This window comes from Pseudomonas rosaeacicularis, from assembly GCF_057128745.1.
The window spans coordinates 65,451-90,228 of the sequence record NZ_JBSKHT010000017.1 but is presented as its reverse complement, the minus strand read 5'-3'; the positions used below and the strand labels follow the sequence as shown (position 1 = coordinate 90,228).

Here is a 24,778-nt window from a genome sequence, read left to right as displayed (position 1 = left end):
TATCGAGAACACATGCACCCAGCGCGTCCGACCTCCATTTTGCGGCATCTTCCTGCTATTTCCGTGGTGCTGCTGACGGCGCTGCTGGCCGCCTGTAGCTCGCAACCCAAACGCTCGCCGCCGCCGGCACCTGAGGTAGTTCGTGCCGAGATCGTGCGCTTGATGCCGGCAAGCGTCCCCGATCGGCAAGGCTGGGCGACCGATATCTATACGGCCTTCAATGCGCAGGACATTGAGCCCAGTGTCGAAAATCTGTGTTCGGTACTCGCCGTCGCCGAGCAGGAATCCAACTATCAGGTCGACCCGCCAGTGCCAGGGATGGGCAAGATCGCCCGGGATGAAATCGACCGCCGCGCTGGCAAGGTTCATGTCCCCAATTTACTGGTGCGTTCAGCGCTGGATATTCGGTCCCCCACTGGCAAGACCTATAGCGAGCGCTTGGACGCGGCGCGCACGGAAAAGGATCTGAGCGCTATTTTTGATGACTTCATTGGCATGGTGCCGATGGGCAAGACGCTATTCGGCAATTTCAACCCGGTACACACCGCAGGGCCGATGCAAGTGAGCATTGAATTCGCAGAGCGTCAGTCTCGGGATTACCCCTATACGGTCGAGGGCTCGATTCGCCATGAGGTGTTTACGCGCCGGGGCGGGATGTACTTCGGTATCGCGCATCTGTTGGGATATCCGGTCAGCTACAGCCAGCCGATCTATCGTTTTGCCGACTTCAATGCGGGGTGGTACGCCAGCCGTAACGCTGCTTTTCAAAGTGCAGTGAGCCGCTTGTCGGGGACCCGTCTGGCGCTGGATGGCGATTTGATCAGTTATGGATTCAGCCCGTCCATCGGCGCCACCGAGCAGGCAGTGCGTTCTTTGCACCGCCAACTGGACATGCGCAACACCACGATTCGCAGTCAGCTGGATAAGGGCGATACGCTGGAGTTTGAACAGACTGACCTTTATCAGGACGTGTTCGCGCTGGCGGACAAAGCCGCCGGCAAACCATTGCCCCGGGCAATCCTGCCGGGCATCGTCTTGGAAAGCCCGAAGATCACCCGCAAACTCACCACCGCCTGGTTCGCCCAGCGGGTGGAAGAGCGACGCATGAAATGCATGGCCCGGGCTTCGGGGGCGTTGAAGTAAGGTATTTCGGTTACGCCTGACACACCGCATTCACAGGTTCTACTGCCGCTGCGCAGCAGATCGCGGGCAAGCGCGCTCCTGCAGGGCTTTGAGTCAGATGCAGCGTTGTTGATGCCCCAGATCTGCTGTAGGAGCGCGCTTGCCCGCGAAGGTTGATTGTCAGACGCCGAAGAAGTGTCCGATGTGCGGGCCCTTTCGCGGACAGGTCCGCTCCCACTTTGGATCTCCGGCTTTGGCGTTGACCGTCTGTCCTGTCAACCGCACGCACGCGGCATATCGCTCTCCAACCGATTAGATGCCCGGATTGTCCGGGCTTGAGCCATTCGAGGTGTGTATGTCAGTTGATCCTGCAAACCCGACCGTGATTCCCACCAGCGTGCCGCCGACCACCCCGATTGAAAGTGATCTGGACCCGGATGCGATGGACGACGAAGACATCGCCGAGAACCAGGAACTCGAAGAAAAGGTGATTCAGGATCAGCAAGCGGACGCTCGCCCGGAAGACTGGAATGAGCCGCCGACCGATGTGCGGCCTGAAGACTGGAACCAGCCCCCGGCTCCGTCTTCCAGGCACACGTCCTGAGCCGATCAGGCAAATCAGTTGTCCGATGAGCTGAGATAGCCGTCAGTTTTGCTGATTGGCTAGCCAGGCCTGGGCCGGTTTGGATCTTATCTATGCTGGCTCGCTGTCTTTGGAAACGCTGTTCTGAAATCGTGAGTCTGCTGTGTCAGAAATCATCACTACCCCCGTCCCTCCCGGCACGCCCGTCTCTGCTCAAAGCGAGGCGCAGGCTCAGGCAGCCGAGGTCATGCTGTTTGGCTCCCCCAAGGACCGCCTGGATTTCTATCGCCGTGAAATCCAGTACGAGACCACCATTCTTTCCAACCGCACCAACGCTTATTTATCAGCGCAATCATTTCTGGTGATCGCGTTTGCCTCGTCCATGGCCAACCTCAACCCAGAGTGGGGCAAGCTGTTCACTTTGGTCGTGCCGCCTTTTCTGACGCTGTTGGGGCTGATCAGCTCGATGCATGCCTGGCCTGGCATCCGTTCGGCGTACGAAATCATCGACCATTGGCACTTCAAACAGAGCCAATTGCTGCACAGCTCCCCTGCCATGGGGCTGGCCTACGACGACTCGCCCTTGTTCAGCGAGCACGAGTCGAGCGAGAAGGGCTATCGCAAGTCGTTGATGTTCTCGATGCGAACGCCCTGGTTGTTCAGCGGCTTCTGGTTTCTGCTTGGCGCGTTTTCGATTTACGCGCAGGTCAGCGGGTCGGCGTTTTGATCCGTTTCTTTGAGAAAGCGGTTTTCAGTTGCCGCTTTCCAGTCCGCCAGCGAGATAGATGCAAACGCCAGGCGTGCTTGCTATCGTATTCAACGAAATTAAACCCAAACATGAACGACGCACGCCGTGTGATGTTGCCTTGACACCATCGGCGCGTGTCGGTATTTCTGCGCGTCCATTGAGCGTGTGCTGCCAGGCGCAGCATGACCTAGACTCACTTACGCCTTAGCCAAGCCCCAATTTTTCAGCGTTCTTCAGCCGATGCAGTCACCAAGACACATTAGTTGAAGAAGCCACAGGAGTTCAGTCACATGGCAGTACTGCAACAGCGCACCGTCGACGCATTGAAAACATCTGATGCACAACTGACCAGCCAGTGGCTGTCGGACCTGGAAAAGAGCGGTGGCTCCCGGAACCTCAAGGCAGAAGATCTCAAACAACAGACCTCCGAGTTTCTCCGCCTGCTCACCAGCGTGACAGAGCGCGGTTCGTCCCTGAGCATTACGTCCGCCGAATGGGACGAGACCCGCCAGTTTCTTGAAAAGCTTTCACACAATCGGGCCATCAACGGTCAGGACTCGCAACAAACCGCGAATTTCATCTTCTCGCTTAAAGGCCCGCTGTTCTCCATGTTGCAGGCCGAATACGCCAATCAACCGGAGCAATTAGCTGAGCAACTTTGGGAAATTTCCCAGCTGCTCGACGCGCTGGGCATGCACACCATTCGCACTTTCCAGAAGTCCCGTGAAGCGGTAATCAAGCGTCAGCAGGAAGAACTGCTGGAGCTGTCGACCCCTGTTGTCAAACTGTGGGACGGCGTGCTGGCGCTGCCGATGATCGGCACCCTCGACTCCCAGCGCACCCAAGTGGTCATGGAGTCGCTGCTGCAACGCATCGTCGACACCGGTTCGGAAATCGCCATCATCGACATCACCGGCGTACCAACGGTCGACACCCTGGTGGCCCAGCATTTGCTGAAAACCGTTACCGCCATTCGCCTGATGGGTGCCGATTGCATCATCAGCGGCGTGCGTCCACAAATTGCTCAGACCATCGTTCACCTTGGGCTGGATCTGCAGGGCGTCGTCACCAAAGCCAATCTGGCCGATGCCTTGGCCCTGGCGTTGCGTCGTCTGGGTGTCACTGTCAGCAAGGCGGTGTAAGCGGATGGAGCGCATACCGATTTTGCAGATGGGCGACTTCTTGCTGGTCACTATCCAGGTCGACATGCACGATCAGCTTGCCCTGACGTTGCAGGACGACCTGTCCGAACGCATCAGCAATACCTCGGCCCGTGGCGTGTTGATCGACATCTCCGCGCTGGACATGGTCGACTCCTTCATCGGTCGCATGATCGGCATGATTTCCGGCCTGTCGCGCATCATGGACGCCGAAACCGTCCTGGTCGGCATGCAGCCTGCGGTGGCGATCACGCTGGTCGAACTGGGCATGACGCTGCCCGGTGTCAGCACCGCGTTGAACGTCGAGCGCGGCATGAAGCTGCTGCGCGAGCGGGCGTATTCGCAATGAACGTGCGCAGCAGCGGCAGTCAGGCCATTCGTATCGAACAGGATGTGGTGCTGGCGCGTCAGACGGCGCGCAAACTGGCGCAGGAATGCGGCCTGCGCTTGATCGACCTGACCAAGTTGGTCACTGCCGTGAGCGAGCTGGCGCGAAACACCATGGTGTACGGCGGCGGCGGTGACATGGATTGGGAAATTGTCGAGGACGGTCTTCGGGTCGGGCTGCGCCTTACTTTTCGCGATGAAGGCCCAGGCATTCCGGATCTTAAACTTGCCATGACCGATGGCTGGACCTCTGGCGGTGGCCTGGGTCTGGGGCTCACGGGCGCCAAACGCCTGGTGGACGACTTTGAACTGGACACCGCACCCGGCAAAGGTACCCGGGTGATGATCGCCAAATGGACCTGAACCTTCGTACCAGCCTGACGCTCGTGATCCCCGTCGAAGACATCAGCCAAGTGGGCTATGCGCGACGCACCGCGCAGAAACTCGCTGAAGACCTGGCCTTTAGCGCCGTTGACGCAGGTCGAGTTGCGCTGGTTGTGACGGAGCTTGCGAGCAACATTCTCAAGCATGCGCGCAGTGGCGAGTTGCACCTGCGCACCCTTGTCAGTGCTCAGTCGGCTGTGCAGGGTGTTGAAGTGATTGCCGTGGACCGAGGGCCGGGCTTCAATCTGAATGCAGGCCTTGAAGACGGGTTCTCTACGCGGGGTACCCAAGGCATTGGCCTGGGCTCGATCCAGCGTCAGGCCGACGTGTTCGATGTGCATACCGACAGCCGCGGAACCGTGTTGCTGACACGTTTCTATCCTAAAGCCTCATCGTTCAAAGACCTGCGGGTCGGCGTGACGCAACATTCCCTGCGCCAAGACCCTGCCTGTGGCGATGTCTGGGGGCTGGCCATCGACGGGCCGCGCATCAGCGTTTTGGTCATTGATGGCCTGGGGCACGGCGAAGATGCCGAGGCCGCTGCGATGGCCGGCGCCGATGCGTTTCATCGCCAGCCGTTTGCAACGCCCGGCTGGCTGCTTGACGACATGCATCACCAAATGCGCGGCAGTCGTGGCGGCGCAGTGGCAGTCGCGCAGTACGAAGGTGACGCTCAAGCATTGAAGTTCATTGGTATCGGCAACATCGGCGCCACACTGGTAGGCGGCGAGAAAACCCGGGGTCTGGTTTCGCATCCAGGCATCGTCGGGCTGCAATTTCGCAAGCACCAGGTCTTCGATTATCCCGAATGTGCGGGCCAGCTTCTGGTCATGTACAGCGATGGACTGCAATCGCGCTGGAATCTTCGTGATTATCCGGGTCTGATGTTCCGCCACCCGGCTATTATCGCGGCGGTGCTGCACCGCGACTTCTGTCGCGCAACGGATGACGTAACGGTTTTGGTAATCGCCATGGAGACGCTTGATGTCTGACCTTCCCGCTCATGACGCACCTGATGAGTCTCAGGAACTCAAGCAACTGCGTGACGAAGCTGTAGCGCTGCGCAGCGAACTGGACGAAACCAACCAGGGCGTGCTGGCGCTGTACGCCGAACTCGATACCCAGGCTGATCAGCTGCGCCAGGCCTCGGACCTCAAAAGTCGCTTTCTGTCGTACATGAGCCATGAGTTCCGCACGCCGCTGGGCTCGATTTTGAGCATCGCCAGCCTGTTGACCGATGAGCTCGATGGCCCTCTCAGTCCTGAGCAGCACAAGCAAGTGATTTTTGTGAGCACGGCCGCTCGCGAGCTGAGCGAAATGGTTGATGATTTGCTGGATCTGGCGAAGATCGAAGCCGGGCGCATCACCATTTCCCCTGCCTGGTTTGACATGTTCGACCTGTTCTCGGCATTGCGGGGGATGTTCCGCCCCATCGTCGATGCCTCGACCGTGGACCTGATTTTTGAAAAACCGGTGGGCCTGCCACGACTGTTCACCGATGACAAAAAACTCGCGCAGATCCTGCGCAACTTTATTTCCAACTCGTTGAAATTCACTCAACGCGGCGAAGTGCGCGTGTCTGCGCGGCTCGAAGGTGAGGACGCCATTCGTTTCGCGGTCAGCGATACGGGCATTGGCATTCCGGTCGAAATGCACGGCGCCCTGTTCGAAGATTTCTCACAGGTCGATTCGCCGCTGCAGAAGCGTCTGCGTGGCACCGGCCTGGGATTGTCGTTGTGCAAGCGCTTCGCCGAGTTGTTGGGCGGGCGCGTCGGGGTTGAAAGTGAACCCGGAGTCGGCTCGACGTTCTTTGTGATCATCCCGTTGACGCTTGCCCAGGAGCACAGCGATGAAGCGTGACAGTCGCTTGCTGATCGTTGATGACAACGCCGCCACGCGCTATGCGCTGCGTCGGCGCATGGAGCGTCAGGGATTCATCGTGCTCGAGGCCGGGACCGGCACCGAGGGGCTTGAGATGATCGCCGCCGAGCTGCCAGACGCATTGATCCTCGACGTCAATCTGCCCGACATGAGCGGTTTCGACATTGTGCGCATGCTGCGCGCAGATCCGCGTACTGCGTTGTTACCGGTGGTGCATGTGTCGGCAGCGTCGATTCAGACCGGCGATATCGTCACTGGACTGGAAGCCGGCGCCGACGCGTATCTGGTTCACCCGGTTGACCCGGACGTGCTGCTCGCCACGTTGCGCACCTTGTTGCGCGTGCGTGATACCGAATACGCCCTGCGCGACAGCGAAGACCGCTTTCGCGAGATTTTCGTGAATGTCTCGGCGCCCATTGCGGTCATCGACAAGACGCTCAAGGTCCAGGAGTGCAACCACGCGTTTGCGCAGCTGATTGCCCATGACGCCGCAGAAACCAGCCTGGCGCAGAGCTTTGCCGACGATCAGGGCACGGTGCTTCAGGGGTTGCGCGACGCCTTGCAGCAGGATGAACGCTGGAAAGGCACCCTGAGCATGCGCGTCAAGGGCGACGTCCGCGAAACCGAATGGCAGGTGTCGCCTTACCGTACGCCGGGCCTGAGCCTGGTGTTTGTCGAGGACGTCACCGAGCAGCGCCGCCGCGAGCAGTCGCAACGCCAACTGCTCCATTCGGTCAGTACGCAGTTGGCACATGAAGTCGCCGAGCGGGCGCGTAGCGAAGCGCTGTTGCTCCAGGCGCAAAAAATGGACGCCATCGGCAAGCTCACCGGCGGCATCGCCCATGACTTCAACAACCTGCTGACCGGCATTACTACTGGTCTTGAACTGATCAAGAAGCGCACCCAGGACAATCGGCTCGACAAAGTGCTGACCTACGCCGATGCAGCGCTGGCCTCAGCCCGCAGCGCGGCCGCCCTGACGCATCGTTTACTGGCGTTCGCCCGGCAGCAGCCCCTTGACGCGCGGGCCATCGACATCAACAAACACGTGCGTTCGGTTGAGGATCTGCTCAGTCGAACCATCGGCAAGCGCGTCACCCTGACCCTGGAACTGACTTCCAAAACCGCGATAGCGCTGGTGGATTCAAGCCAGCTGGAAAGCGCCGTGCTCAATCTGGTGATCAACTCCCGGGACGCCTTGCCCAACGGCGGCAATATCTGGATCACCACGTTTGAGGCCTATTCTCAGGGCAACCCGCGCTTGAAGGACGGGCCTTATGTTGCGCTGACCGTGCGCGATGACGGCATGGGCATCGAGCACCATGTGATCGACAAAGTGTTCGATCCGTTTTTCACCACCAAGCCAATCGGCGAAGGCACCGGGCTTGGCTTGTCCACGCTGTACGGCTTCGCTCGCCAGTCCGGTGGCGATGTGCACATCCGCAGTGCCGTCGGACATGGCACCGAGGTCACGCTGATGCTTCCGGCGGGTACTGACGAGATGGTCGCAGCCCCTGAAAAATCATCACCCGTGGAGCCCGGCGCCGGGGAACACATTCTGATCGTCGAAGACACAGCGTCGGTGCGGATGTTTGTCAACGAAGTGCTGGTAGATGCCGGGTACCGGTGCACTCAGGCGGCGGATGTGCACACGGCCTTGGCGCTGCTGGAAAACGATAGCTCCATCGATCTGTTGCTGACAGACGTCGGGATGCCGCACATGAATGGCCGCGAATTGGCACAATTGTCGCGCCGCTGGAGAGCGAGTCTGCCGGTTCTGTTCATGACCGGGTACGCCGAAAATGCCCTCAACCGTCACGATTTTCTCGGTGACCGCATGGACATGATCGTCAAACCTTTCCAGCTCAATGAGTTCCTTGAGAAGGTCAGTCACATGCTCGACAGCATTGAGCGTTAAGCGACAATTGCGCATGCTGTCGATCAATCCCCCCAAACACTCATCGCGCTTAACGTTTGGGCTTATGCGAGCCCATCGTTTACCGTTTGATCGGGACCTGAAGGAGAACCGGTTTTGCTCCACAACGTGAACGACCAAGACTTGCAGAGCGCAATCGATAATTGCGCTCGCGAACCGATCCAGATCCCCGGCAGTATCCAGCCCCATGGCTTCATGCTGGTGATCGATGAACCCTCCCTGCAGATCGTGCAGGTCAGTGCCAACGTCGATACCTGGTTGGGCATCCAAGCGGACGCGTTGATAGGCGCAACGCTTGGCAGTGTCATCCATCAGGTTGATCGCCTGGCCGCCGTCCTGAAATCCCTGCCTGAGGACGACCAGAATCCCTTCCATGTCGGCGAGGTCAGCTTTCGCAACGGCAGCCGTGCCGGTACCCCGATCGACATGATGATTCACCGGCACGATCAGGTGCTGATCGCCGAGTTCGAGCCCGCCGGCGACATGACCGGCGCCTACAGCAACGTCTACCCGCTGATGCGTACTTTCATCGGTCACATGGATGAAGCGGAATCGATTGATGAGCTGTGCAAGCGTTCGGTGGAGCAGATCAAGCGCATCACCGGATTCGGGCGGGTCAAGTCCTATCGCTTCGACGAAGACGGCAACGGCTGCGTCAATGCCGAATCCGTTGATGCCGATTATCCGAGCTATCTGGGCTTGACGTTCCCTGCGTCGGACATTCCGCCCCAGGCACGGGCGCTCTACATCGCTAATCGTATTCGCGTCATCGAAGATGCGGATTACCTGCCTTCAGCCTTGGTGCCCAATGACAACCCCCTCACCGGTAAGCCGCTGGATTTGAGCTTTGCTGCGCTGCGCAGTGTGTCGCCAGTGCACCTGCAATACATGCGCAACATGAAAACCATCGCGTCGATGTCGATATCGATCGTGGTACGCGGCCGGTTGTGGGGGCTGATTTCCTGTCATCACGCCACCCCTCGGTCGGTGCGGTTTCAAACCCGTACGGCCTGTGAGCTGTTGGGCAGTGCGCTGTCGTTGCAGATCGAAACCAAGGAAGCTCAGGCCAATAACCAGAGACTGCTGAGTCTGCGTCGGCAGATCGTGCAGATGCTGGCCGCCATGGCTGATCTGGACAGTGTCAACCGCGGGCTGCGCTCGGTGCCTGACATTTTGCTGAGTTTCGTGCGTGCCTCCGGTGCCGCCGTGGTGTCAGGTTCCGCCGTGGATGTTTACGGGCAGACGCCGCCCCGCGAGCAGGTCGTCGCGTTGACTGAATGGCTGACGTCGCGCGGTGGTTCGGAGGTCTTCCACTCCGATAACGTGGGACGTGATATTCCTCAGTTGCCCGAACTTGCCGAGTCGGTGGCGGGCGTGTTGTCGGTGGCGATATCGCAGTTGCATTCCAACTTCATCCTGTGGTTCAAGCCCGAACGCACGCTTCTGGTGAAGTGGGCGGGCAGGCCGGAAAAATCGGTCAGCGCCAGCGGAGCACTCAGCCCGCGTCACAGCTTCGATATCTGGCAGGAAACGGTGAGCGGCTTCTCGGCGCCCTGGGATGCCCTGGACACCGAAGGCGTGGTTGAATTACGCGCCGCCGTGCTGGGGATCGTGTTGCGCAAGGCCGAAGAAATGGCTGAGCTTGCCCAGGAACTGGAGAAATCCAACAAAGAACTCGAAGCGTTTTCTTACAGCGTTTCCCACGATCTGCGCGCGCCGTTGCGGCATATCGCAGGGTATGCCGAGCTGCTGGGTGATATCGAGGCCAGCAAATTGTCGGAGCGTGGCCAGCGTTTTCTCGACAATATCGGTGAATCCGCCCGGTTTGCTGGCACGCTGGTCGACAATCTGCTGAGCTTCTCGCAGATGGGTCGTTCGGCCATGCGCTTTTCAGAAGTCGATTTGCATGCATTGGTTGAGGCTATTCGCCGGGAAATGTACCCGGACTATCACGGCCGAACCGTTGAGTGGGTAATACCGCAATCGTTGCCGGTGATGGTCGCCGACGCTGCCTTGCTGCATCTGGCGCTGCGTAATCTGGTGTCCAACGCTATCAAGTACACGCGAGACAGTGACCCGGCCATCATCGAAATCGGCGCTTATGAAGCTGATGAGCAAACCGTGGTGTACATCCGGGACAACGGCGTGGGCTTTGATATGCAGTACGCGGACAAGCTGTTTGGCGTCTTCCAGCGTCTGCATCGTATGGAAGAGTTCGAAGGCACCGGCATCGGCCTTGCCAGCGTACGCCGAATCATCGAGCGTCACGATGGTAAAGTGTGGGGCGAAGGCCAACTGGGGCAGGGCGCAACGTTCTTCTTTTCCCTGCCCAAGCGCAGTTTAAATGTAACCCTTTGAGTGTCCAGGGAGACGCCCAATGTTGAAACCTATTGTCTTGGTTGAAGATAACCCTAACGACCTCGAACTGACCCTGGTGGCGCTTGAGCGCAGCCAGTTGGCCAACGAGGTGATTGTTCTGCGCGACGGCGCCGAAGCGCTGGATTACCTGTTTCGCCGCAATGCCTTCAGCGACCGAAACATCGGGAATCCGGCAGTCTTGCTGCTGGACCTGAAACTGCCGAAAGTCGATGGCCTGGAAGTGCTCAAGGCTATCCGCGAATCCGAGGAGCTGCGCAGCGTTCCTGTGGTGATGCTCACCTCATCGCGCGAAGAGCCTGATCTGCAACGCGCTTACGCATTGGGGGTGAACGCTTACGTCGTCAAGCCGGTCGAATTCAAGGAGTTTGTGTCGGCCATTTCCGATTTAGGCATTTTTTGGGCCGTGCTCAATGAACCACCTCCCGGTTCGTTGCGCCTGACTCGCCGCCCCAATTCCTGACGACCGACTTATCCGGCGCCCTTGATCACTTGGATCCAGTGACAGCGGCGCCAGTCTTTTCGATACCACCGACGATCATTCATGCCGCTATCGCTTCTTAAGTTGCTCCTGGTTGAAGACAGCCCGCATGACGCAGAGCTGACGCTGCTCACCCTCGAACGGGCCGGTCTCAAAATCGAGTCGACGCTTGTCTACGACCATCATGGCGTCGAGCGGGCATTGGCGGCGCAGCACTTCGATCTGATCTTGTGCGATTTCCTGTTGCCCGGCTCCTCCGGCGCCGATGTACTGCACTGCGCTCTGCGCGTCGCGCCGCACATCCCTTTTATCTTTCTGTCCGGTATTTTCGGCGAGCAGCACGCCGTCGAGATGATGCGCTTGGGCGCGGTCGATTATGTGCTCAAGCAAAATCTCAAGATGCTGCCCAAAGCCGTCAATCGTGCGGTGGCAGAGGTCCGTGAACGGCAGAAACGTCGGTTGGCCGAGCAAACGCTGCAGGACGCCGAGGTGCGCGCGCATCTGGCTATCGAAGCGGCTGAAATGGGCGTCTGGACATACGATCCACTCAGCCAGACGCTGTTTTGGGATGAACGCTGCAAGGCGCTGTACGGCTTAGAGGTGGACGCCCACGTCGACATGGCGTTCATGTTCGACCATTGCCATCCGGATGACCGGGCCATGTTGCGCTGCAAGGTCGACGCTGCCTTGCTCGCTGACACCGGGTTTCAGGCCGAGCACCGCGTGCTGGTCGAAGGTGATGGCGAGCGATGGGTGTTTTCAAACGGTCGCTCGCTCTTCGAAAACGGCACATGCGTGCGCTTCACCGGCGTCATACAAGACATCAGCGAACGCAAACGCAGCACTCAGGCGCTGCATCAGCTAAACGAAACCCTGGGCGAGCGAGTGGTGCAACGCACCCGTGAACGCGACCGTACCTGGGAGCTGTCGCGCGAATTGTTGGGCGTGCTGCGTTTTGACATGACGCCGATTGCGCTCAATCCCGCTTGGGAATCGACGTTGGGCTGGAGCCGTTCGGAACTGACCGGGCAACGGCTGCGCGATCTGGTTCACCCTGACGATCTGGCGGCCACACTGCGCGAAACTGAAAATGTCGGCGGTGGCAACGTCACCAGCCGATTCGTCAACCGCATGCGCCACGCCCATGATGGCTATCGCTGGTTGTCCTGGACCATGGTGCCGGACGACGGCCTGATGTACGCCGCCGTGCGTGACATCACCAGCGAACGCGCCGTGCTCGATGAGCTGGCCGCCACCAACAAGCGCATGCGTGAGCAAATCAAGGAGCGCGAAAAGGTCGAAGCAGCGCTGCAGCAGATGCAGCGTCTGGAAGTGGTCGGGCAGTTGACCGCAGGTGTCGCCCACGACTTCAACAACCTGCTCACGGTCATCCTAACCAGCGCCAGTTTCCTGGCCCGGGATCTGGAAAAGGGCGTATTCACCAAGTCCGCCAGTCGCCTGCAGAACATCAAGGAAGCAGGGGAGCGCGGAGCCAAGCTCACCAGCCAATTGCTGTCGTTCTCCCGTCGCCAGCGTCTTGAGCCAGTGCCGCTGAGCCTCAATCACACGATCGATGGCATGCGCGAATTGCTCGGCAGGGCGTTGGGCGGCAGCGTGTGGGTCCAGACGTCGTTGGCGGATGATTTGTGGAGTGCGCTGGTTGACCCGACCCAGACCGAAATGATCATCCTCAACTTGGCGATCAATGCCCGCGACGCGATGGCTCAAGGCGGTGAGCTGAGCCTGCACACTTACAACGAGATGGTTTATCGCTTACCACAACGCCCCGAAGACCCGGAACCCGGCGCTTATGTGGTGCTGTCGGTGGGGGATTCGGGGTCGGGCATGAGTGAGGAGGTGCTGGCCAAAGCGTTCGAGCCCTTTTTCACCACCAAGGAAGTGGGCAAGGGCTCGGGGCTGGGGCTGGCGCAGGTGTTCGGCTTTGCCAAGCAGTCCGGTGGCGGCGTCAGTATCATCACCGAGCAAAACGTCGGTACGACGATCAAGGTTTATCTGCCGAGCATTCCGGATACGGTTCAACGCGCGACCCTTCAGCCGGGGCTGACCGGGCACGCCGCGCGTGGCGTTGCCGATCGCACCATCTTGCTGGTCGATGACGACGTCAACGTGCGTGCCGTGACGGTGATGATGCTCGATGCACTGGGCTACTCGGTGATCGAAGCCGAGGACGGCAATGACGCCCTGAGGAAGTTAAACAGCAGCGTCGACTTGATGCTCACCGACTTCGCCATGCCTAACATGACCGGTGCGGAGCTTGCCGATATCGTCACTCGCAGCTATCCGGATTTGCCAATCGTGTTTATCACCGGGTTCGCCGACACCGATATTCTGAATGTGGACCAGCAGTTGATCGTGCAAAAGCCCTATCGCGAAGAAGAGCTGGCCGCCAAGCTGGTGCAGGCGTTTGAGGCGAGGAAAACCGAGCCGATTTGACGCAGTGCCGTCAGTGTGCGCTTCGGGCTTTTTAGTTCGGGCACGGCTCACGCCTTACAGGCACTCGCGTACGGCTTTCTCAAGATTGTTCGGCACCAGGGAAGACAGGGGCGTGCGCTGATAGAGGAAAACCCGGGTGTTGGGGTTGCCCTTGTACACTTCGAGGATCTCATCGGCGGCAATTTTGCTGGCAATCAGTATTTTGAAGTGGTTCTTGCTTTCAGTCAGGGTCGCTTCTGGTTTGGCTTTCTGCCATTTCGGATACACGCATGCCACGTAATCGGCGGGCGTCTTTTTGGTATCCAGATTGACTGACGGGTTGTTCGGGGTAGAGCCGCAGCCTGCCAGTAACAAAGAAAGCGAACCGGTCATCACAAAAAAGCGCATCAATTTCATCCTGAAAGCCGTCGGTAGATCTTAGGGGAGCGGCACGTTCGACTGCGCGCGCTTAGAGCGGTCTATGTTGAACGGCGGCCGGAGAAATAGAAAGACGACGGAGCCTGCGTTACGAACAATTGTCGAAAATCAGCGTTGTCGAAGTGGATCAAAATTGCTCTTCGATGGTGGCCGCTTTAATCAGGTCAGCGAAAAAGAAGTATCGATTGACCGCGAACACAGTAACGGCAGTAAGGGCGACGATGTTGAGTGCGTGAATGAGCATGGCGAGTAACTCGGTGAAGTGGGCGTGCTCGCTATGTTACGCACATGAGCGCGAATCGAAAGAAACCCGGATTCATGGTGGTCATTAACCAGATTGATGGTGGAAGCTGTCGCCGGTCTGTTTCGCAGTAGTGTGTGTCAAATGAAACGGGTGGCTGGATTGGGGCCGCTTCGCACCCCATCGTCGGCAAGCCGGACTCCTACGCCCTTCGGGCAGAAGCAGATCTGTGGCGCTAGGCGTTTTTGATTCTGGGCTACGCCTTCGGCAGACGCCGTTATGTGGCGTTGGTTATAACGATAGATCCTTTCGATATAGGCTCTTCATAAGAACATCGATATCCTGCGGTCCAGTTTTTTACCGCTTTCATGCAGGTGTCGGGTATCACAATGGATTTTGGCAATGCAGGTTTCGTCGTCGCAGGCCTGGTGGTCGGTTTTATCGTGGGCATGACCGGAGTGGGTGGTGGCTCGTTGATGACGCCTATTTTGCTGTGGTTTGGCATCAATCCCGCCACCGCTGTCGGAACAGATTTGCTGTATGCCGCTATCACCAAAAGCGGCGGCGTACTGGTTCACAAGAAAAACGACAACATCGACTGGACCATCACCGGCTGGCTGACCCTGGGTAGCGTTCCGGCGGCAGCGTTGACGCTTTGGTACCTGAGTACGCTGCACACGGCGCCGGATGCAATGAACCTGGTCATCAAGCAGGCGCTGGGGATTGTGCTGCTGCTGACGGCGCTGGCCATTTTTTTCAAGAAACGCTTGCTTGCGTTCGCCCAGAAACATGCCGGTGATCATTACCGCATGAGTCCCCGGACATTGAATTTGCTGACGGTGATCACCGGGGTGGTGCTCGGTGTAATGGTGGCGCTGACGTCTATTGGCGCAGGGGCACTGGGGACGGTGGCGTTGTTTTTGCTGTACCCGTTTCTCGACACTCGTCGCCTGGTGGGCACGGAAATCGCTCACGCCGTTCCGCTGACCCTGGTCGCAGGGCTTGGTCACGCCAGCATGGGCAACATGGATTGGTCGATGTTATGTTTCCTGCTGATGGGCTCGCTGCCGGGGATTTACATCGGCAGCCACCTGACCGGCCGGATTCCGGATCACATCCTGCGCCCGTGTCTGGCCGTGATGCTGGTGACGATTGGCTATAAGTTGGCGTTTTAAATGCGCTGACCCAGCCGGATATTGCTACCACCCTGTAGGAGCCAACGTGTTGGCGAGAGGGCTTTGAGTCATACCCGTTAAATCGTTTCGCGAACAAGTTCGCTCCTACAGGGGCGTGGGTATGGCGAATAACACAGCAGCGGATCCTTTATGACACGCTCCGAATCCGTGCATAAACCGCTGATCCACGACCTGAAGGACCTGCACTGATGGACGTCATCGCTGACCCCACATTAATTCGCCTGGTCACCGATCGCCTGATCCTGCGCCCGCCGCAGCTGAATGACGCCCCGGCGCTCCAGCAGTTCTGCATCGCCAATCGGCATCATCTTCAGCCGTGGCAACCTGTTCGCCCGGCCGGTTATTTCGGTTTGAACGCGGTCGAGCAGCGAATCGCCCACGTCGAGCAAGAACGCCTCGCCGGCCGTGCCTTGCACTTTCTGGTCTTGACTCAACGCACCGACGACAACCCTGAAGAAATCGTCGGCGAATGCAACTTCAGCAACATCGTGCTCGGGGTCTTTCAAGCCTGTCACTTGGGCTATGCGCTGGCTGCCCACGCTCAAGGCAGGGGGCTGATGAATGAAGCCTTGAGCGCCGGGATCGCATACGTATTCGAAGAATTGGGCCTGCATCGAATCATGGCCAATTACCTGCCACACAACGAACGCAGTGCCCGCGTCCTCGCCACGCTGGGTTTCGAGCGCGAAGGTTTAGCCCGCGCTTACCTGAAGATCAACGGTGAATGGGCGGATCACATCCTCACCTCGCTGATCAATCCCCAACAGCGCTGAACTGGCTCAACGGCCGCTCCAGCCCCAGGTGCTCACGCAACGTCGAGCCTTGATATTCGGTGCGGAACAGCCCCCGCCGCTGCAACTCCGGGACTACTTGGTCCACGAAATCGGTAAGGCTGTCAGGCAAGTAGGGCGGCATCACATTGAAGCCGTCACAGGCGCGGCTTTCGAACCATTCCTGCAGATCATCGGCAATCTGGCTGGCAGTCCCTGCCAACACCCGGTGCGATCGACTGCCTCCAAAGCGCTTGCCCAACTGACGCAGGGTCAGGCCCTCGCGTTCAGACACCTCCTGCACGAGCTTGAAACGACTTTGATTGCCGCGAATGTTCTTCACGTCGGGCAGCGGTTCATCGAGTGGATAGACCGACAGATCGTGGTTCATGCTGTCTGACAGCAGCGCCAGCCCGGCCAGGGGGTGCACGTTCTCCTCCAGTTCGGCAAAGCGTTGCTGGGCCTCGTCCCGGCTGGCGCCCACGAACGGCATCACACCAGGCATGATCTTCAAGGAGCCCGCCGCACGGCCTTGGTCGATCAGGCGCTGATTGACCACGCGATAGAAGTCCTGAGCTTTCTCAAGATTCGGTTGAGCGGTAAAGATGACATCGGCGACGCTGGCCGCGAAATCCTGCCCGGTGTCGGAGGAGCCCGCCTGAATCAACACCGGCCGGCCTTGCGGCGAGCGTGTCACGTTGAGTGGCCCGCGCACATCAAAAAACTCGCCGCTGTGATTGAGGTAATGCACGCGGTCCGGGTTGGCGAACTCACCTTTTGCCTTGTCGTGAACCAACGCTTCATCCTCCCAGCTGTCCCACAGCCCCAACGCCAGTTCGACGAATTCCCGCGCCCGGCGATACCGCACTTCGTGGTCGAGGATCGGTTCGCGGCTGAAATTCAGCGCTTCGCCGTCGTTGGTCGAAGTGACGATATTCCAGCCGATGCGGCCGTCGCTCAGATGATCCAGGGTGGCGAATGTGCGCGCCAGGGCATACGGGTCGTTGAAGGTGGTGGAGGCGGTGGCCGCAAGGCCAATGTGCGACGTCGCCCCGGCCAGCAATCCGAGTATTGCCACCGGATCCAGGCGTGGGCTGGCGAGATAGCGCACGCTGGTCTGCAGGTCGTTGCCATAACGGTCCGACAACGCCAGGCGATCAGCAAAAAACAGGTAATCGAATTTGCCGCGCTCGGCGGTTTGCGCCAACGCCTTGTACCAGCCAGGACGCGTCAACTGTGAAGGGTCGGCTTCGGGTAGCCGCCACGCGGAAGCGTGATGGCCGACGCCCATGAGGAACGCGCCCAAGTGCATGTGGCGGCTCATTGCACGTGCTCCAGGTTGACCACCGCATCGGCTACGTGGACCGGTTTTGGAATCAGCTGATTGCGAAAGAACGCATCGGCCACTTGCTGCTGGTCAGCGATGACTTTGTCGCTCAGCGGAAAGTGCACGCCCCACGGCTGGCGGGCAAGGGCGCGTTGCCAGACCGGCACGGGCACTTTGGTGTCATCGCTGAGCAACTGAGCGATTTCATCGATGTGGCCCTTGGCGTAAAGCTCGGTGGCGTTCAGCTCGTTGAGCACGGCAGCGAGGGTTTCGGGGTAGCGTTTGGCGAAGGGGCGCGGCGCGATATAAAAGCTGTACTGCACCGGCAGCGTACGCGCGGTCACCAATGGCCGGGCGCCGCTGGAAAGTTCGGTGTCGGCCAGGCGCGGATCGGGAACCACCCATGCCTGAACATCGCCCCGTTCAAAAGCGGCGCGGCCTTCGCTGTAGCCCAGATACGCCTCATCGATGTCGGTCAATTTCAGGTTGGCCTGCTCCAGCGCGGCGATCAGCAGGTATTGACCGGCCGAGCCCTTGGCGACTGCGATGCGCTTGCCCTTCAAGTCGCTCAGGGATTTGGCGCTGGACTCCTTCGGCACCAGGATCGCGTAGTTGTCTTTGTAGGGTTCGCTGTAGCCGACATAGGTCACGTCTGGTGCTGCCCCCGCCTGTGCAATGACCGGAGGCGTGGCGCCCACGAAACCGATGTCAATGTCACCGCTGTTGATGCCTTCGACCAGCGGCGGGCCGAACGCGAACTCGCGCCAGATCACTTTGACCCCGTGAGTGGCAAGCGATTTCTCCAGGGTGCCGCGGTTTTTCAACACCACCAGGCTGTTGCCTTTTTGATACCCCACGCGCAGTTCTTTGGGGTACTGCGGTGCGGTTTCGGCGAACGCCGTGTTGAGGCTGGCAAGGCCTGTCAGCGTCGCCGCCAATAGCCATTTTGCGTTGCTGTAGATCATTTTTGTTTTGCCCCTTGCATTGAAAAGTCAACGCACCCCGTTACAAATAGTTGTCCACGGAAAGCGTGAATATGTCTGTGGATAACTGGCTGAACGCCTGTAAATCAAAGGCCTTTCAGGTGGTGATCGTTTAATGATCAGTTTTTGCTATTAGTGACATCGGCCAAATCAATCGTTCTAAGGGCACTCAATCGAAGGCACTGCTGAACGAGGTATCGATCACCGTTTTGGTGTCAAACGTTTTGGGCAATGCGCCGGTTTGCACGAGGAAATCTGCGGTGCTCTGATAGTCCGCCGCGGCATTCGCATCTACCGGACCGACGCTCATGTCTGCCTGGCCAATCCAGTGCCGTGATACCGCCTGATCCAGGTTGGCTTTCTTGGCCCATAGGTCGGCGTAGGTTTCTTTGTTGGCTTGGACCCAGGCACGGGCTTTCCTCAGACGGCCGAGAAAATCGGCGATGGCCGCGCGTTTGGGTTCGATGGCATTGGCGTTGGCCGCGATGCTCGACAAGCCCGGCATCAACCCCCGCGCGGTGATGATCGGGCGAGCGCCGGAAAACACCTGCTGCTGAGAGATATAGGGTTCCCATACCGGAAAGGCGTCGATGCTGCCTTGGGGCAACGCGGCGGCAGCGTCAATGGGCATCAGTTTGACGAACTCGACGTAGTCCTTGGGCAGACCGGCTTTCTCCAGGGCGCGCAAGGTCAATTGCTGGCTCCATGCGCCGGGCCAGTAGGCAACCTTTTTACCTTTGAGGTCTTCGATGGTCCTGGCTGAGGAATCTTTGGGCACCAGGAGCGCGATGGTGTCCGGGTTCTGCCGCGAGACGCCAATCAACTTGACTGCCGCCCCTTTGGCCGCAAGAAAGATAAAGCCCGAGTCGCCGAGAAACCCCAGGTCGAGCGCGCCGGCTTCAAGACCTTCGGCCACTGGGGCAGCGGATTGAAAGTGCTTCCAGTCGACGGTGTACGGCGCATCCTTGAGCACACCGGAGGCCTCGACGGATGCACGAACGTTGTAATAATTCTGATCCCCCACCACCAATGTGAGCGGTGTCGCGGCGTGGGCAAACGGGGTAGTGAGGGCGATCGAAGCCAGACCGAAACTGAGTAAACGGCGCAGATTCATTGCGATATCTCAAGGGCGCCGGTCAGGTGTGGGTGGTGCCGACGAATAAAGGAAGGCGCTGCGCAGGGACGCGGCGTAAGAGATCGTTTGCAGGGGGCATGCCAATGTGAGGTGGGGTGTAGATTTTGCACCCGCGCTGGTTGGGCCCTCTAGGCTTTTCCACATCCCCAAGGATGATGTTGGCCTCGTGGGAGCGGACCAGTTGCCAAGGCGGGAAAATGACGCTGGAGTCAGCAGGGTGTGTTGTTAACGCTCGAACTGTCTGTGCGCTGTTGCGCAATCAACAGTTGTGCAACGATGTCGGGCTCAAAAAAAAGGGGGAAATGACGATTGCGTCACCTCCCCCCACTAAAAACTCGAGTTATCAGGATTCAGCCCACTCAACATCAGTGAGGCCTAGCTGCTCGGCTTTCGGTTTGCTGACTTTGGGTACCCGGTCTGACCGGTACTTGGGGATCTGGCCGAAACCTGCATCCACCGACGCCCAATGCCACGCTTCAGCGTTGTCCATATTGGCAGCGCTGATGTAAAAACTTTTGTATTTTCCGTGCAGTAAATAATCGATGCGGTAATGCTTGTACTGTCCCACGTTCGGAGACCTCCCTATCAAACGCTGTCAATTTTCTGAGTCATGGGCGTTTGGAAAATTCCCTCGAAATAACTCTTTGATCACCAAATGGTTACAAGTGGTACAACGGCAATTTCAGATCGCGTCAAAAACTTCGCGAATGGATGTAGACACCCTGTACCGACCATTCAAACAAGAGGTTGGGCCGACCATCGGCGTCGCCCGCGGCGTTTGAAAATACGAAAAAAAAACGCCCAGGCTGGGCGTCTTTTTTTGGAGTGCAAACTTACTTGTCGAGGAACTTGAACACGACCGTCTGGGTGTAGGCTTTTCCGGGGTCCAGGCGTGTCGATGGAAAGTTCGGCTGATTGGGGGCGTCCGGGTAGTGCTGAGTCTCCAGGGTGAACGCTCCCCAGTGCGGATAGATCTTGCCGGCCTTGCCTTTGACCGTGCCATCCAGAAAGTTGCCGGTGTAAAGCTGCACGCCAGGTTCGGTGGTGAACAACTGCAGGCGGCGCCCGGACTTCGGATCGCTGATATCTGCAGCCAGTTTGCTCACGCTGCCTTTGGTGTCCAGCACCCAGTTGAAGTCGTAGCCGCCTTCTTTGGGCTCGGCGAATTTGAGTTGCGCGTTGTCTTCACGAATGCGCTTGCCGAATGCGACGGGCTTGAGGAAGTCCATCGGCGTCCCGGCCACTGGAGCCAACTCGCCGGTCGGGATCAACTTGGCGTTGACTGGCGTGTAGTGGGTCGCATGCACGGTCGCCACTTGATCGAGGACGTCACCATTGCCAGCGCCTGCCAGGTTGAAATAGCTGTGGTTGGTCAGGTTCAGCACGGTCGGCTTGTCGGTGGTGGCGTGGTACTGAATGCGCAGCTCGTTCTTCTCATTGAGGCTGTAAGTGACCTCGGTTTTCAGCGTGCCGGGGAAGCCCATCTCCCCGTCGACCGACACATAGCTGAGTTTGACGCCTACCGAGTTCTTGTCTTTCACGCTTTCGGCTTTCCAGACTCGCTTGTCGAAACCTTGCGTGCCGCCGTGTAGCGAATTGGTCTTGTCGTTCTGCGGCACCTGATAGCTTTTGCCGTCCAGGGAGAATTTGCCGTCCGCCAGACGATTGCCGAAACGGCCGATGGTCGCGCCGAAATACGACGTGCCCTTGAGATAACCGTCGATGTCGTCGAAGCCCAGCACCACGTCTTCGGTCTTGCCATGCTTGTCCGGCACCAGCAGCGATTGCAGCGTGCCGCCGTAGGTCAGGATCGTGGCCTGCATGCCGAGGCTGTTGCGCAGGGTGTATTTCTCGATGGCGGTGCCGTCCGGCAATTTGCCGAAGGCTGCGTGTTCGCTGGTCAACCCAGCGGCGGCATTTGCATGAAGGGCTGCAATCATCAGCGACAGTCCGATTCCGGGGATAAGTTTATTGCGCATCAGTACCTTCCTTTCTGTTGTTGTTATTGGGGCTGCTATGGAGCTGCGTGAATCTATAGGAGCGAATTTATTCGCGAGCCGGGTCCGGTACGGTCAGGGATGACGTCTCGCGAATGAATTCGCTCTTACAGGGCATACCTGCAATTGGTCATACTAATTCCAAGAGGTTAGCCCTGCTTTTGGATTTATAGATCAAATCCGCTTCCAATAAAATTAAATTGTAATACTATTTAGCTGTGCCTACGCTTGACGGGTAGCCAGACAGGTGTAGCCCACGATTCACACGCTGTACAGCCCGTTTGACAGCCAATCATGTGATGATTAGCCTCAAATCGCGGAATGAACCGCGCACGGGGGCTGAGCCATGAGCAGTAGTTTTCACGCCTCGACAGTCGACCGGCTGGGTGCCTGGATCGTTCAGGGCAGTGTCTTGCCGGGACAATCCTTGAAGGTCGAAGCGGCGTTGGGTGAAGAGTTTGGTGTGAGCCGCACGGTCATCAGGGAGGCCATTAAAACCCTGGTTGCCAAGGGCATGCTGGAGGTGGGGCCAAAGGTTGGCACGCGGGTGCTGCCAGTGCGCAGCTGGAATCTGTTTGACCCGCAGGTTGTGGGCTGGCTGGCAGACAAAGGTCTGTCCCACAGTTTCGTGAAGGACTTGCTGGACCTGCGCCGGGCCATCGAACCGATGGCCGTGCGTTGGGCTTGTGAAAGGGCCAGTGCGCAGCAGATTGCCGAGATTCAAGCGGCGTATCGGCTGCTTGAGGCCAGCGTGACGGACCTGGGCGATTACAACCACGCCGACCAGTGTTTTCACGAAGCGGTGCTGGCGGCCAGTCACAACCAGTTCATTGAGCAGATGTTGCCGGCGCTGGGTGCGCTATTGGCCATTTCCTTTGAAGTGTCATCGGCCGTGCCGGGCGAGTTGGGTCGCACGTTGCCGCTGCACAAGGAATTGGCGGACGCCATCGCCACACGGGATCCGGCCAGAGGTGTGTGGGCCTGCATGAGTCTGATCGAAAACGCGGACGAGGTGATTTCCCGCTCCTTCGCGCAGCGGAACGCATAGCAACGAACGCGTCTGAATTGACGCGCAAGCCACTGGCCGCTGACGGTCGGGGCAGAGAAACATCAACAACAATAAGAACAGGACGATTTTGATGAAGTGGCAAGCTGTCACCGATCAGCGTTTCAAACTGGCCGAAGGTCCATTCTGGGACGACACTAATCAAGCGTTGCACTGGGTAGATATCGCCGGTTTCCGGGCCTTGCGCCTGCATCAGGGCCAGCTGTGCCACTGGCAATTCAACGAGCCGGTCTCAGCTTTTATCCCCACTGCTAAAGGCGATGCCTTGGTCACCCTGGCCAGCGGGGTTTACCGCCTGGACCTGTCTTCCCCCGCCGAGCATCCCGCATTGACCTTGTTCTGCGTCGCCGACCCCGTGCCGGGCAACCGTGCCAACGAAGCGCGTTGCGATGGGCGAGGGCGGTTGTGGCTGGGCAGCATGCAAAACAACCTCGATGCCCAAGGCGGCGACTTGCCGGTGGAGCGCCGTTCCGGTGGTTTATTTACCGTCGATGGCGAGGCGCGGGTGCGCCATTTGCTCAGCGATCAGGGGATCGTCAACACGCTGCTCTGGACCGAAAACGATGAGGCGGTGCTGACGGCGGACAGCCTGGACGGCGTGATTTATCGCTATCCGCTGCAGGCCGACGGTGCCCTTGGCGAGCGTACGGTCTGGGCCGGAAAACATGAGCGTGGCGATCCGGATGGCTCGGCCATGGATGCTGAAGGTTATGTCTGGAATGCCCGCTGGGGCGGCCACTGCATTATTCGTTTCGCACCCGACGGCAGTGTCGATCGGGTGATGGAGGTGCCGGTCAGCCATCCCACCAGCTGCGTGTTCGGCGGGCCACAGATGTCCACGCTTTACATCACCAGTGCCCGACCTTCCAGCGGCGCCCGGGATCTGGACGGCGCTGTTCTGGCCGTCGAATTGGGCACCAAGGGTTTGCCCTCTCAGCGCTTCGCAGGCTGAGTATTGAAGTGTGTCACGGCAAGCGGGAGCGGGCGTGACACTCGGTTACATTCGCTCCATTGATATTATGATATGACTGTTCTCAGTCGATCGACCGCTCACTTTTTCCAGTCAGCCGGTCGTCACGACCCTAACTGCTGGACGCTGTAGCTATTCAATAAAAATAAGGAGTTAGCTATGTTGAGTCGCCACGGGATTCGTTCCCTGTGCTGTGCCGCCGTTGCCACTGCCATTCTGGGCATGAGTGGTGTTGCCCCTGCCGCCGATAAAGTCAAAATCGGCTTCCTGGTCAAGCAGGCTGAAGAGCCCTGGTTCCAGACGGAATGGGCCTTCGCTGAAAAAGCCGGACAAGAGCACGGTTTTGAAGTGATCAAGATTGCCGTGCCCGACGGCGAAAAAACCCTCTCCGCAATCGACAGCCTGGCCGCCAACGGCGCCAAGGGTTTTGTCATCTGCCCGCCTGATGTTTCCCTTGGCCCCTCCATCGTGGCCAAAGCAAAAGCCAACGACATGAAAGTCATGGCCGTCGATGACCGGTTTGTCGATGCCAAAGGCAAGTTCATGGAAGACGTCCCGTACCTGGGCATGGCCGCGTTCGAAGTTGGCCAGAAACAGGGCGAAGAGATGGCCAAGGAAGCCAAAAACCGCAATTGGGACTGGAAAGAAACCTACGCGATCATCAATACCTACAACGAGCTGGACACTGGCAAGAAGCGCACCGACGGCTCGGTGGATGCGCTGAAAAAAGCCGGTCTGCCCGAAGACCACATCCTCTTCACCCCTCAGAAAACCCTCGACGTCCCAGGCAGCATGGACTCCACCAACGCTGCGTTGCCTAAGCTGCCAGCTGCGGCGAAGAACCTGATCGTCGGCGGCATGAACGACAACACCGTGCTCGGCGGCGTACGTGCAACGGCGGGCGCTGGCTTCAAGCCTGCGAATGTGATCGGCATCGGCATCAATGGCACTGACGCTATCGACGAACTGAAGAAGAAAGAAAGCGGCTTCTTCGGCTCGATGCTGCCAAGCCCGGACAAAGAGGGCTACAACACCGCCCTGCAAATGTACGAGTGGGTAACCACCGGCAAGGAACCGGCGAAATACACCGCGATGGACGACGTGACCCTGATCACGCGCGCCAACTTCCAGAAAGAACTGACCAAAATCGGTCTGTGGAGATAA

General features: G+C 58.7%; 23 protein-coding genes. 17 read left to right on the top strand and 6 right to left on the bottom strand.

Annotation, left to right across the window (positions count from 1 at the left end; translation table 11 throughout):
* Positions 1-12: 12 nt before the first annotated feature.
* The 12 genes from ACWKWM_RS21720 (at position 13) to ACWKWM_RS21665 (ending at position 13,512) form a co-directional block, all read left to right on the top strand.
* Positions 13-1,143 carry a DUF1615 domain-containing protein gene (locus tag ACWKWM_RS21720; protein WP_483848119.1) on the top strand — a complete coding sequence of 377 codons (1,131 nt, stop codon included), beginning with the start codon at positions 13-15 and terminating at the stop codon, positions 1,141-1,143.
* Positions 1,144-1,477: 334 nt separating this feature from the next.
* Positions 1,478-1,726 carry a hypothetical protein gene (locus ACWKWM_RS21715; RefSeq protein WP_483848118.1) on the top strand — a complete coding sequence of 83 codons (249 nt, stop codon included), beginning with the start codon at positions 1,478-1,480 and terminating at the stop codon, positions 1,724-1,726.
* Between the two features lie 226 nt (positions 1,727-1,952).
* Positions 1,953-2,432, top strand: coding sequence for a hypothetical protein (locus ACWKWM_RS21710; protein WP_483848206.1), 480 nt, complete (start codon positions 1,953-1,955; stop codon positions 2,430-2,432).
* Positions 2,433-2,743: 311 nt separating this feature from the next.
* Positions 2,744-3,595, top strand: a complete 852-nt coding sequence (locus ACWKWM_RS21705) for an STAS domain-containing protein (protein WP_483848117.1) — start codon at positions 2,744-2,746, stop codon at positions 3,593-3,595.
* A gap of 4 nt (positions 3,596-3,599) precedes the next feature.
* The gene (locus ACWKWM_RS21700) at positions 3,600-3,962 is read left to right on the top strand and encodes an STAS domain-containing protein (protein ID WP_349800555.1); all 363 of its coding nucleotides are present in this window, start codon (positions 3,600-3,602) and stop codon (positions 3,960-3,962) included.
* The gene (locus ACWKWM_RS21695; protein WP_483848116.1) at positions 3,959-4,363 is read left to right on the top strand and encodes an anti-sigma regulatory factor; all 405 of its coding nucleotides are present in this window, start codon (positions 3,959-3,961) and stop codon (positions 4,361-4,363) included. The genes ACWKWM_RS21700 and ACWKWM_RS21695 overlap by 4 nt, the downstream gene beginning before the upstream one ends.
* Positions 4,354-5,376, top strand: a complete 1,023-nt coding sequence (locus ACWKWM_RS21690) for an anti-sigma regulatory factor (protein ID WP_483848115.1) — start codon at positions 4,354-4,356, stop codon at positions 5,374-5,376. Before ACWKWM_RS21695 ends, ACWKWM_RS21690 begins: the two co-directional genes overlap by 10 nt.
* Complete coding sequence (locus tag ACWKWM_RS21685; protein WP_483848114.1) at positions 5,369-6,244, top strand: sensor histidine kinase; 876 nt, start codon at positions 5,369-5,371, stop codon at positions 6,242-6,244. The genes ACWKWM_RS21690 and ACWKWM_RS21685 overlap by 8 nt, the downstream gene beginning before the upstream one ends.
* Positions 6,234-8,183 (top strand): response regulator, encoded by a 1,950-nt coding sequence (locus ACWKWM_RS21680; RefSeq protein ID WP_483848113.1) that lies wholly within the window; start codon positions 6,234-6,236, stop codon positions 8,181-8,183. The genes ACWKWM_RS21685 and ACWKWM_RS21680 overlap by 11 nt, the downstream gene beginning before the upstream one ends.
* 114 nt (positions 8,184-8,297) lie before the next feature.
* On the top strand, positions 8,298-10,559 hold the full coding sequence (locus tag ACWKWM_RS21675; protein WP_483848112.1) for an ATP-binding protein: 2,262 nt from the start codon (positions 8,298-8,300) through the stop codon (positions 10,557-10,559).
* A 19-nt stretch (positions 10,560-10,578) separates the two neighbouring features.
* Complete coding sequence (locus tag ACWKWM_RS21670) at positions 10,579-11,040, top strand: response regulator (protein ID WP_483848111.1); 462 nt, start codon at positions 10,579-10,581, stop codon at positions 11,038-11,040.
* An 81-nt stretch (positions 11,041-11,121) separates the two neighbouring features.
* Positions 11,122-13,512, top strand: coding sequence for a response regulator (locus ACWKWM_RS21665; protein ID WP_483848110.1), 2,391 nt, complete (start codon positions 11,122-11,124; stop codon positions 13,510-13,512).
* A gap of 54 nt (positions 13,513-13,566) precedes the next feature.
* On the opposite strand, the gene ACWKWM_RS21660 is transcribed toward ACWKWM_RS21665, so the two are convergent.
* On the bottom strand, positions 13,567-13,899 hold the full coding sequence (locus ACWKWM_RS21660; RefSeq protein ID WP_483848109.1) for a hypothetical protein: 333 nt from the start codon (positions 13,897-13,899) through the stop codon (positions 13,567-13,569).
* A 660-nt stretch (positions 13,900-14,559) separates the two neighbouring features.
* Here ACWKWM_RS21660 and ACWKWM_RS21655 point away from each other — a divergent pair.
* Both ACWKWM_RS21655 and ACWKWM_RS21650 read left to right on the top strand, forming a co-directional pair.
* Positions 14,560-15,345, top strand: a complete 786-nt coding sequence (locus tag ACWKWM_RS21655; RefSeq protein WP_483848108.1) for a sulfite exporter TauE/SafE family protein — start codon at positions 14,560-14,562, stop codon at positions 15,343-15,345.
* 209 nt (positions 15,346-15,554) lie between these two features.
* Positions 15,555-16,139, top strand: a complete 585-nt coding sequence (locus ACWKWM_RS21650; protein WP_483848107.1) for a GNAT family N-acetyltransferase — start codon at positions 15,555-15,557, stop codon at positions 16,137-16,139.
* Here the strand turns inward: ACWKWM_RS21650 and ACWKWM_RS21645 are convergent.
* The 5 genes from ACWKWM_RS21645 to ACWKWM_RS21625 all read right to left on the bottom strand — a co-directional run bounded on the left by ACWKWM_RS21645 (position 16,120) and on the right by ACWKWM_RS21625 (position 21,560).
* A complete protein-coding gene (locus ACWKWM_RS21645) occupies positions 16,120-17,460 on the bottom strand; it encodes an LLM class flavin-dependent oxidoreductase (RefSeq protein ID WP_483848106.1) in 1,341 nt (446 codons plus the stop codon). The genes ACWKWM_RS21650 and ACWKWM_RS21645 overlap by 20 nt on opposite strands.
* On the bottom strand, positions 17,457-18,428 hold the full coding sequence (locus tag ACWKWM_RS21640) for an aliphatic sulfonate ABC transporter substrate-binding protein (protein WP_483848105.1): 972 nt from the start codon (positions 18,426-18,428) through the stop codon (positions 17,457-17,459). The genes ACWKWM_RS21645 and ACWKWM_RS21640 overlap by 4 nt, the downstream gene beginning before the upstream one ends.
* Before the next feature lie 187 nt (positions 18,429-18,615).
* Positions 18,616-19,560: an ABC transporter substrate-binding protein gene (locus ACWKWM_RS21635; RefSeq protein ID WP_483848104.1), complete on the bottom strand. Its 945-nt coding sequence runs from the start codon at positions 19,558-19,560 to the stop codon at positions 18,616-18,618.
* Positions 19,561-19,924: 364 nt separating this feature from the next.
* Positions 19,925-20,149, bottom strand: a complete 225-nt coding sequence (locus ACWKWM_RS21630) for a DUF6555 family protein (protein ID WP_483838572.1) — start codon at positions 20,147-20,149, stop codon at positions 19,925-19,927.
* Between the two features lie 265 nt (positions 20,150-20,414).
* Positions 20,415-21,560 (bottom strand): aldose epimerase family protein, encoded by a 1,146-nt coding sequence (locus ACWKWM_RS21625; protein WP_483848103.1) that lies wholly within the window; start codon positions 21,558-21,560, stop codon positions 20,415-20,417.
* 364 nt (positions 21,561-21,924) lie between these two features.
* Here ACWKWM_RS21625 and ACWKWM_RS21620 point away from each other — a divergent pair, with 364 nt between their 5' ends.
* The 3 genes from ACWKWM_RS21620 to ACWKWM_RS21610 all read left to right on the top strand — a co-directional run bounded on the left by ACWKWM_RS21620 (position 21,925) and on the right by ACWKWM_RS21610 (position 24,778).
* Positions 21,925-22,626, top strand: a complete 702-nt coding sequence (locus tag ACWKWM_RS21620) for a FadR/GntR family transcriptional regulator (protein ID WP_483848102.1) — start codon at positions 21,925-21,927, stop codon at positions 22,624-22,626.
* 91 nt (positions 22,627-22,717) lie between these two features.
* Positions 22,718-23,596 carry an SMP-30/gluconolactonase/LRE family protein gene (locus ACWKWM_RS21615; RefSeq protein WP_483848101.1) on the top strand — a complete coding sequence of 293 codons (879 nt, stop codon included), beginning with the start codon at positions 22,718-22,720 and terminating at the stop codon, positions 23,594-23,596.
* Positions 23,597-23,773: 177 nt separating this feature from the next.
* A complete protein-coding gene (locus tag ACWKWM_RS21610; RefSeq protein ID WP_483848100.1) occupies positions 23,774-24,778 on the top strand; it encodes a substrate-binding domain-containing protein in 1,005 nt (334 codons plus the stop codon).

What these genes read in the sequence shown, in the direction of transcription:
- ACWKWM_RS21720 (WP_483848119.1), top strand. Translation starts at nt 13, where the DNA reads ATGCACCCAGCGCGTCCGACCTCCATTTTGCGGCATCTTCCTGCTATT.
- ACWKWM_RS21715 (WP_483848118.1), top strand. Translation starts at nt 1,478, where the DNA reads ATGTCAGTTGATCCTGCAAACCCGACCGTGATTCCCACCAGCGTGCCG.
- ACWKWM_RS21710 (WP_483848206.1), top strand. Translation starts at nt 1,953, where the DNA reads ATGCTGTTTGGCTCCCCCAAGGACCGCCTGGATTTCTATCGCCGTGAA.
- ACWKWM_RS21705 (WP_483848117.1), top strand. Translation starts at nt 2,744, where the DNA reads ATGGCAGTACTGCAACAGCGCACCGTCGACGCATTGAAAACATCTGAT.
- ACWKWM_RS21700 (WP_349800555.1), top strand. Translation starts at nt 3,600, where the DNA reads ATGGAGCGCATACCGATTTTGCAGATGGGCGACTTCTTGCTGGTCACT.
- ACWKWM_RS21695 (WP_483848116.1), top strand. Translation starts at nt 3,959, where the DNA reads ATGAACGTGCGCAGCAGCGGCAGTCAGGCCATTCGTATCGAACAGGAT.
- ACWKWM_RS21690 (WP_483848115.1), top strand. Translation starts at nt 4,354, where the DNA reads ATGGACCTGAACCTTCGTACCAGCCTGACGCTCGTGATCCCCGTCGAA.
- ACWKWM_RS21685 (WP_483848114.1), top strand. Translation starts at nt 5,369, where the DNA reads ATGTCTGACCTTCCCGCTCATGACGCACCTGATGAGTCTCAGGAACTC.
- ACWKWM_RS21680 (WP_483848113.1), top strand. Translation starts at nt 6,234, where the DNA reads ATGAAGCGTGACAGTCGCTTGCTGATCGTTGATGACAACGCCGCCACG.
- ACWKWM_RS21670 (WP_483848111.1), top strand. Translation starts at nt 10,579, where the DNA reads ATGTTGAAACCTATTGTCTTGGTTGAAGATAACCCTAACGACCTCGAA.
- ACWKWM_RS21665 (WP_483848110.1), top strand. Translation starts at nt 11,122, where the DNA reads ATGCCGCTATCGCTTCTTAAGTTGCTCCTGGTTGAAGACAGCCCGCAT.
- ACWKWM_RS21660 (WP_483848109.1), bottom strand. Translation starts at nt 13,899, where the DNA reads ATGCGCTTTTTTGTGATGACCGGTTCGCTTTCTTTGTTACTGGCAGGC.
- ACWKWM_RS21655 (WP_483848108.1), top strand. Translation starts at nt 14,560, where the DNA reads ATGGATTTTGGCAATGCAGGTTTCGTCGTCGCAGGCCTGGTGGTCGGT.
- ACWKWM_RS21650 (WP_483848107.1), top strand. Translation starts at nt 15,555, where the DNA reads ATGGACGTCATCGCTGACCCCACATTAATTCGCCTGGTCACCGATCGC.
- ACWKWM_RS21645 (WP_483848106.1), bottom strand. Translation starts at nt 17,460, where the DNA reads ATGAGCCGCCACATGCACTTGGGCGCGTTCCTCATGGGCGTCGGCCAT.
- ACWKWM_RS21640 (WP_483848105.1), bottom strand. Translation starts at nt 18,428, where the DNA reads ATGATCTACAGCAACGCAAAATGGCTATTGGCGGCGACGCTGACAGGC.
- ACWKWM_RS21635 (WP_483848104.1), bottom strand. Translation starts at nt 19,560, where the DNA reads ATGAATCTGCGCCGTTTACTCAGTTTCGGTCTGGCTTCGATCGCCCTC.
- ACWKWM_RS21625 (WP_483848103.1), bottom strand. Translation starts at nt 21,560, where the DNA reads ATGCGCAATAAACTTATCCCCGGAATCGGACTGTCGCTGATGATTGCA.
- ACWKWM_RS21620 (WP_483848102.1), top strand. Translation starts at nt 21,925, where the DNA reads ATGAGCAGTAGTTTTCACGCCTCGACAGTCGACCGGCTGGGTGCCTGG.
- ACWKWM_RS21615 (WP_483848101.1), top strand. Translation starts at nt 22,718, where the DNA reads ATGAAGTGGCAAGCTGTCACCGATCAGCGTTTCAAACTGGCCGAAGGT.
- ACWKWM_RS21610 (WP_483848100.1), top strand. Translation starts at nt 23,774, where the DNA reads ATGTTGAGTCGCCACGGGATTCGTTCCCTGTGCTGTGCCGCCGTTGCC.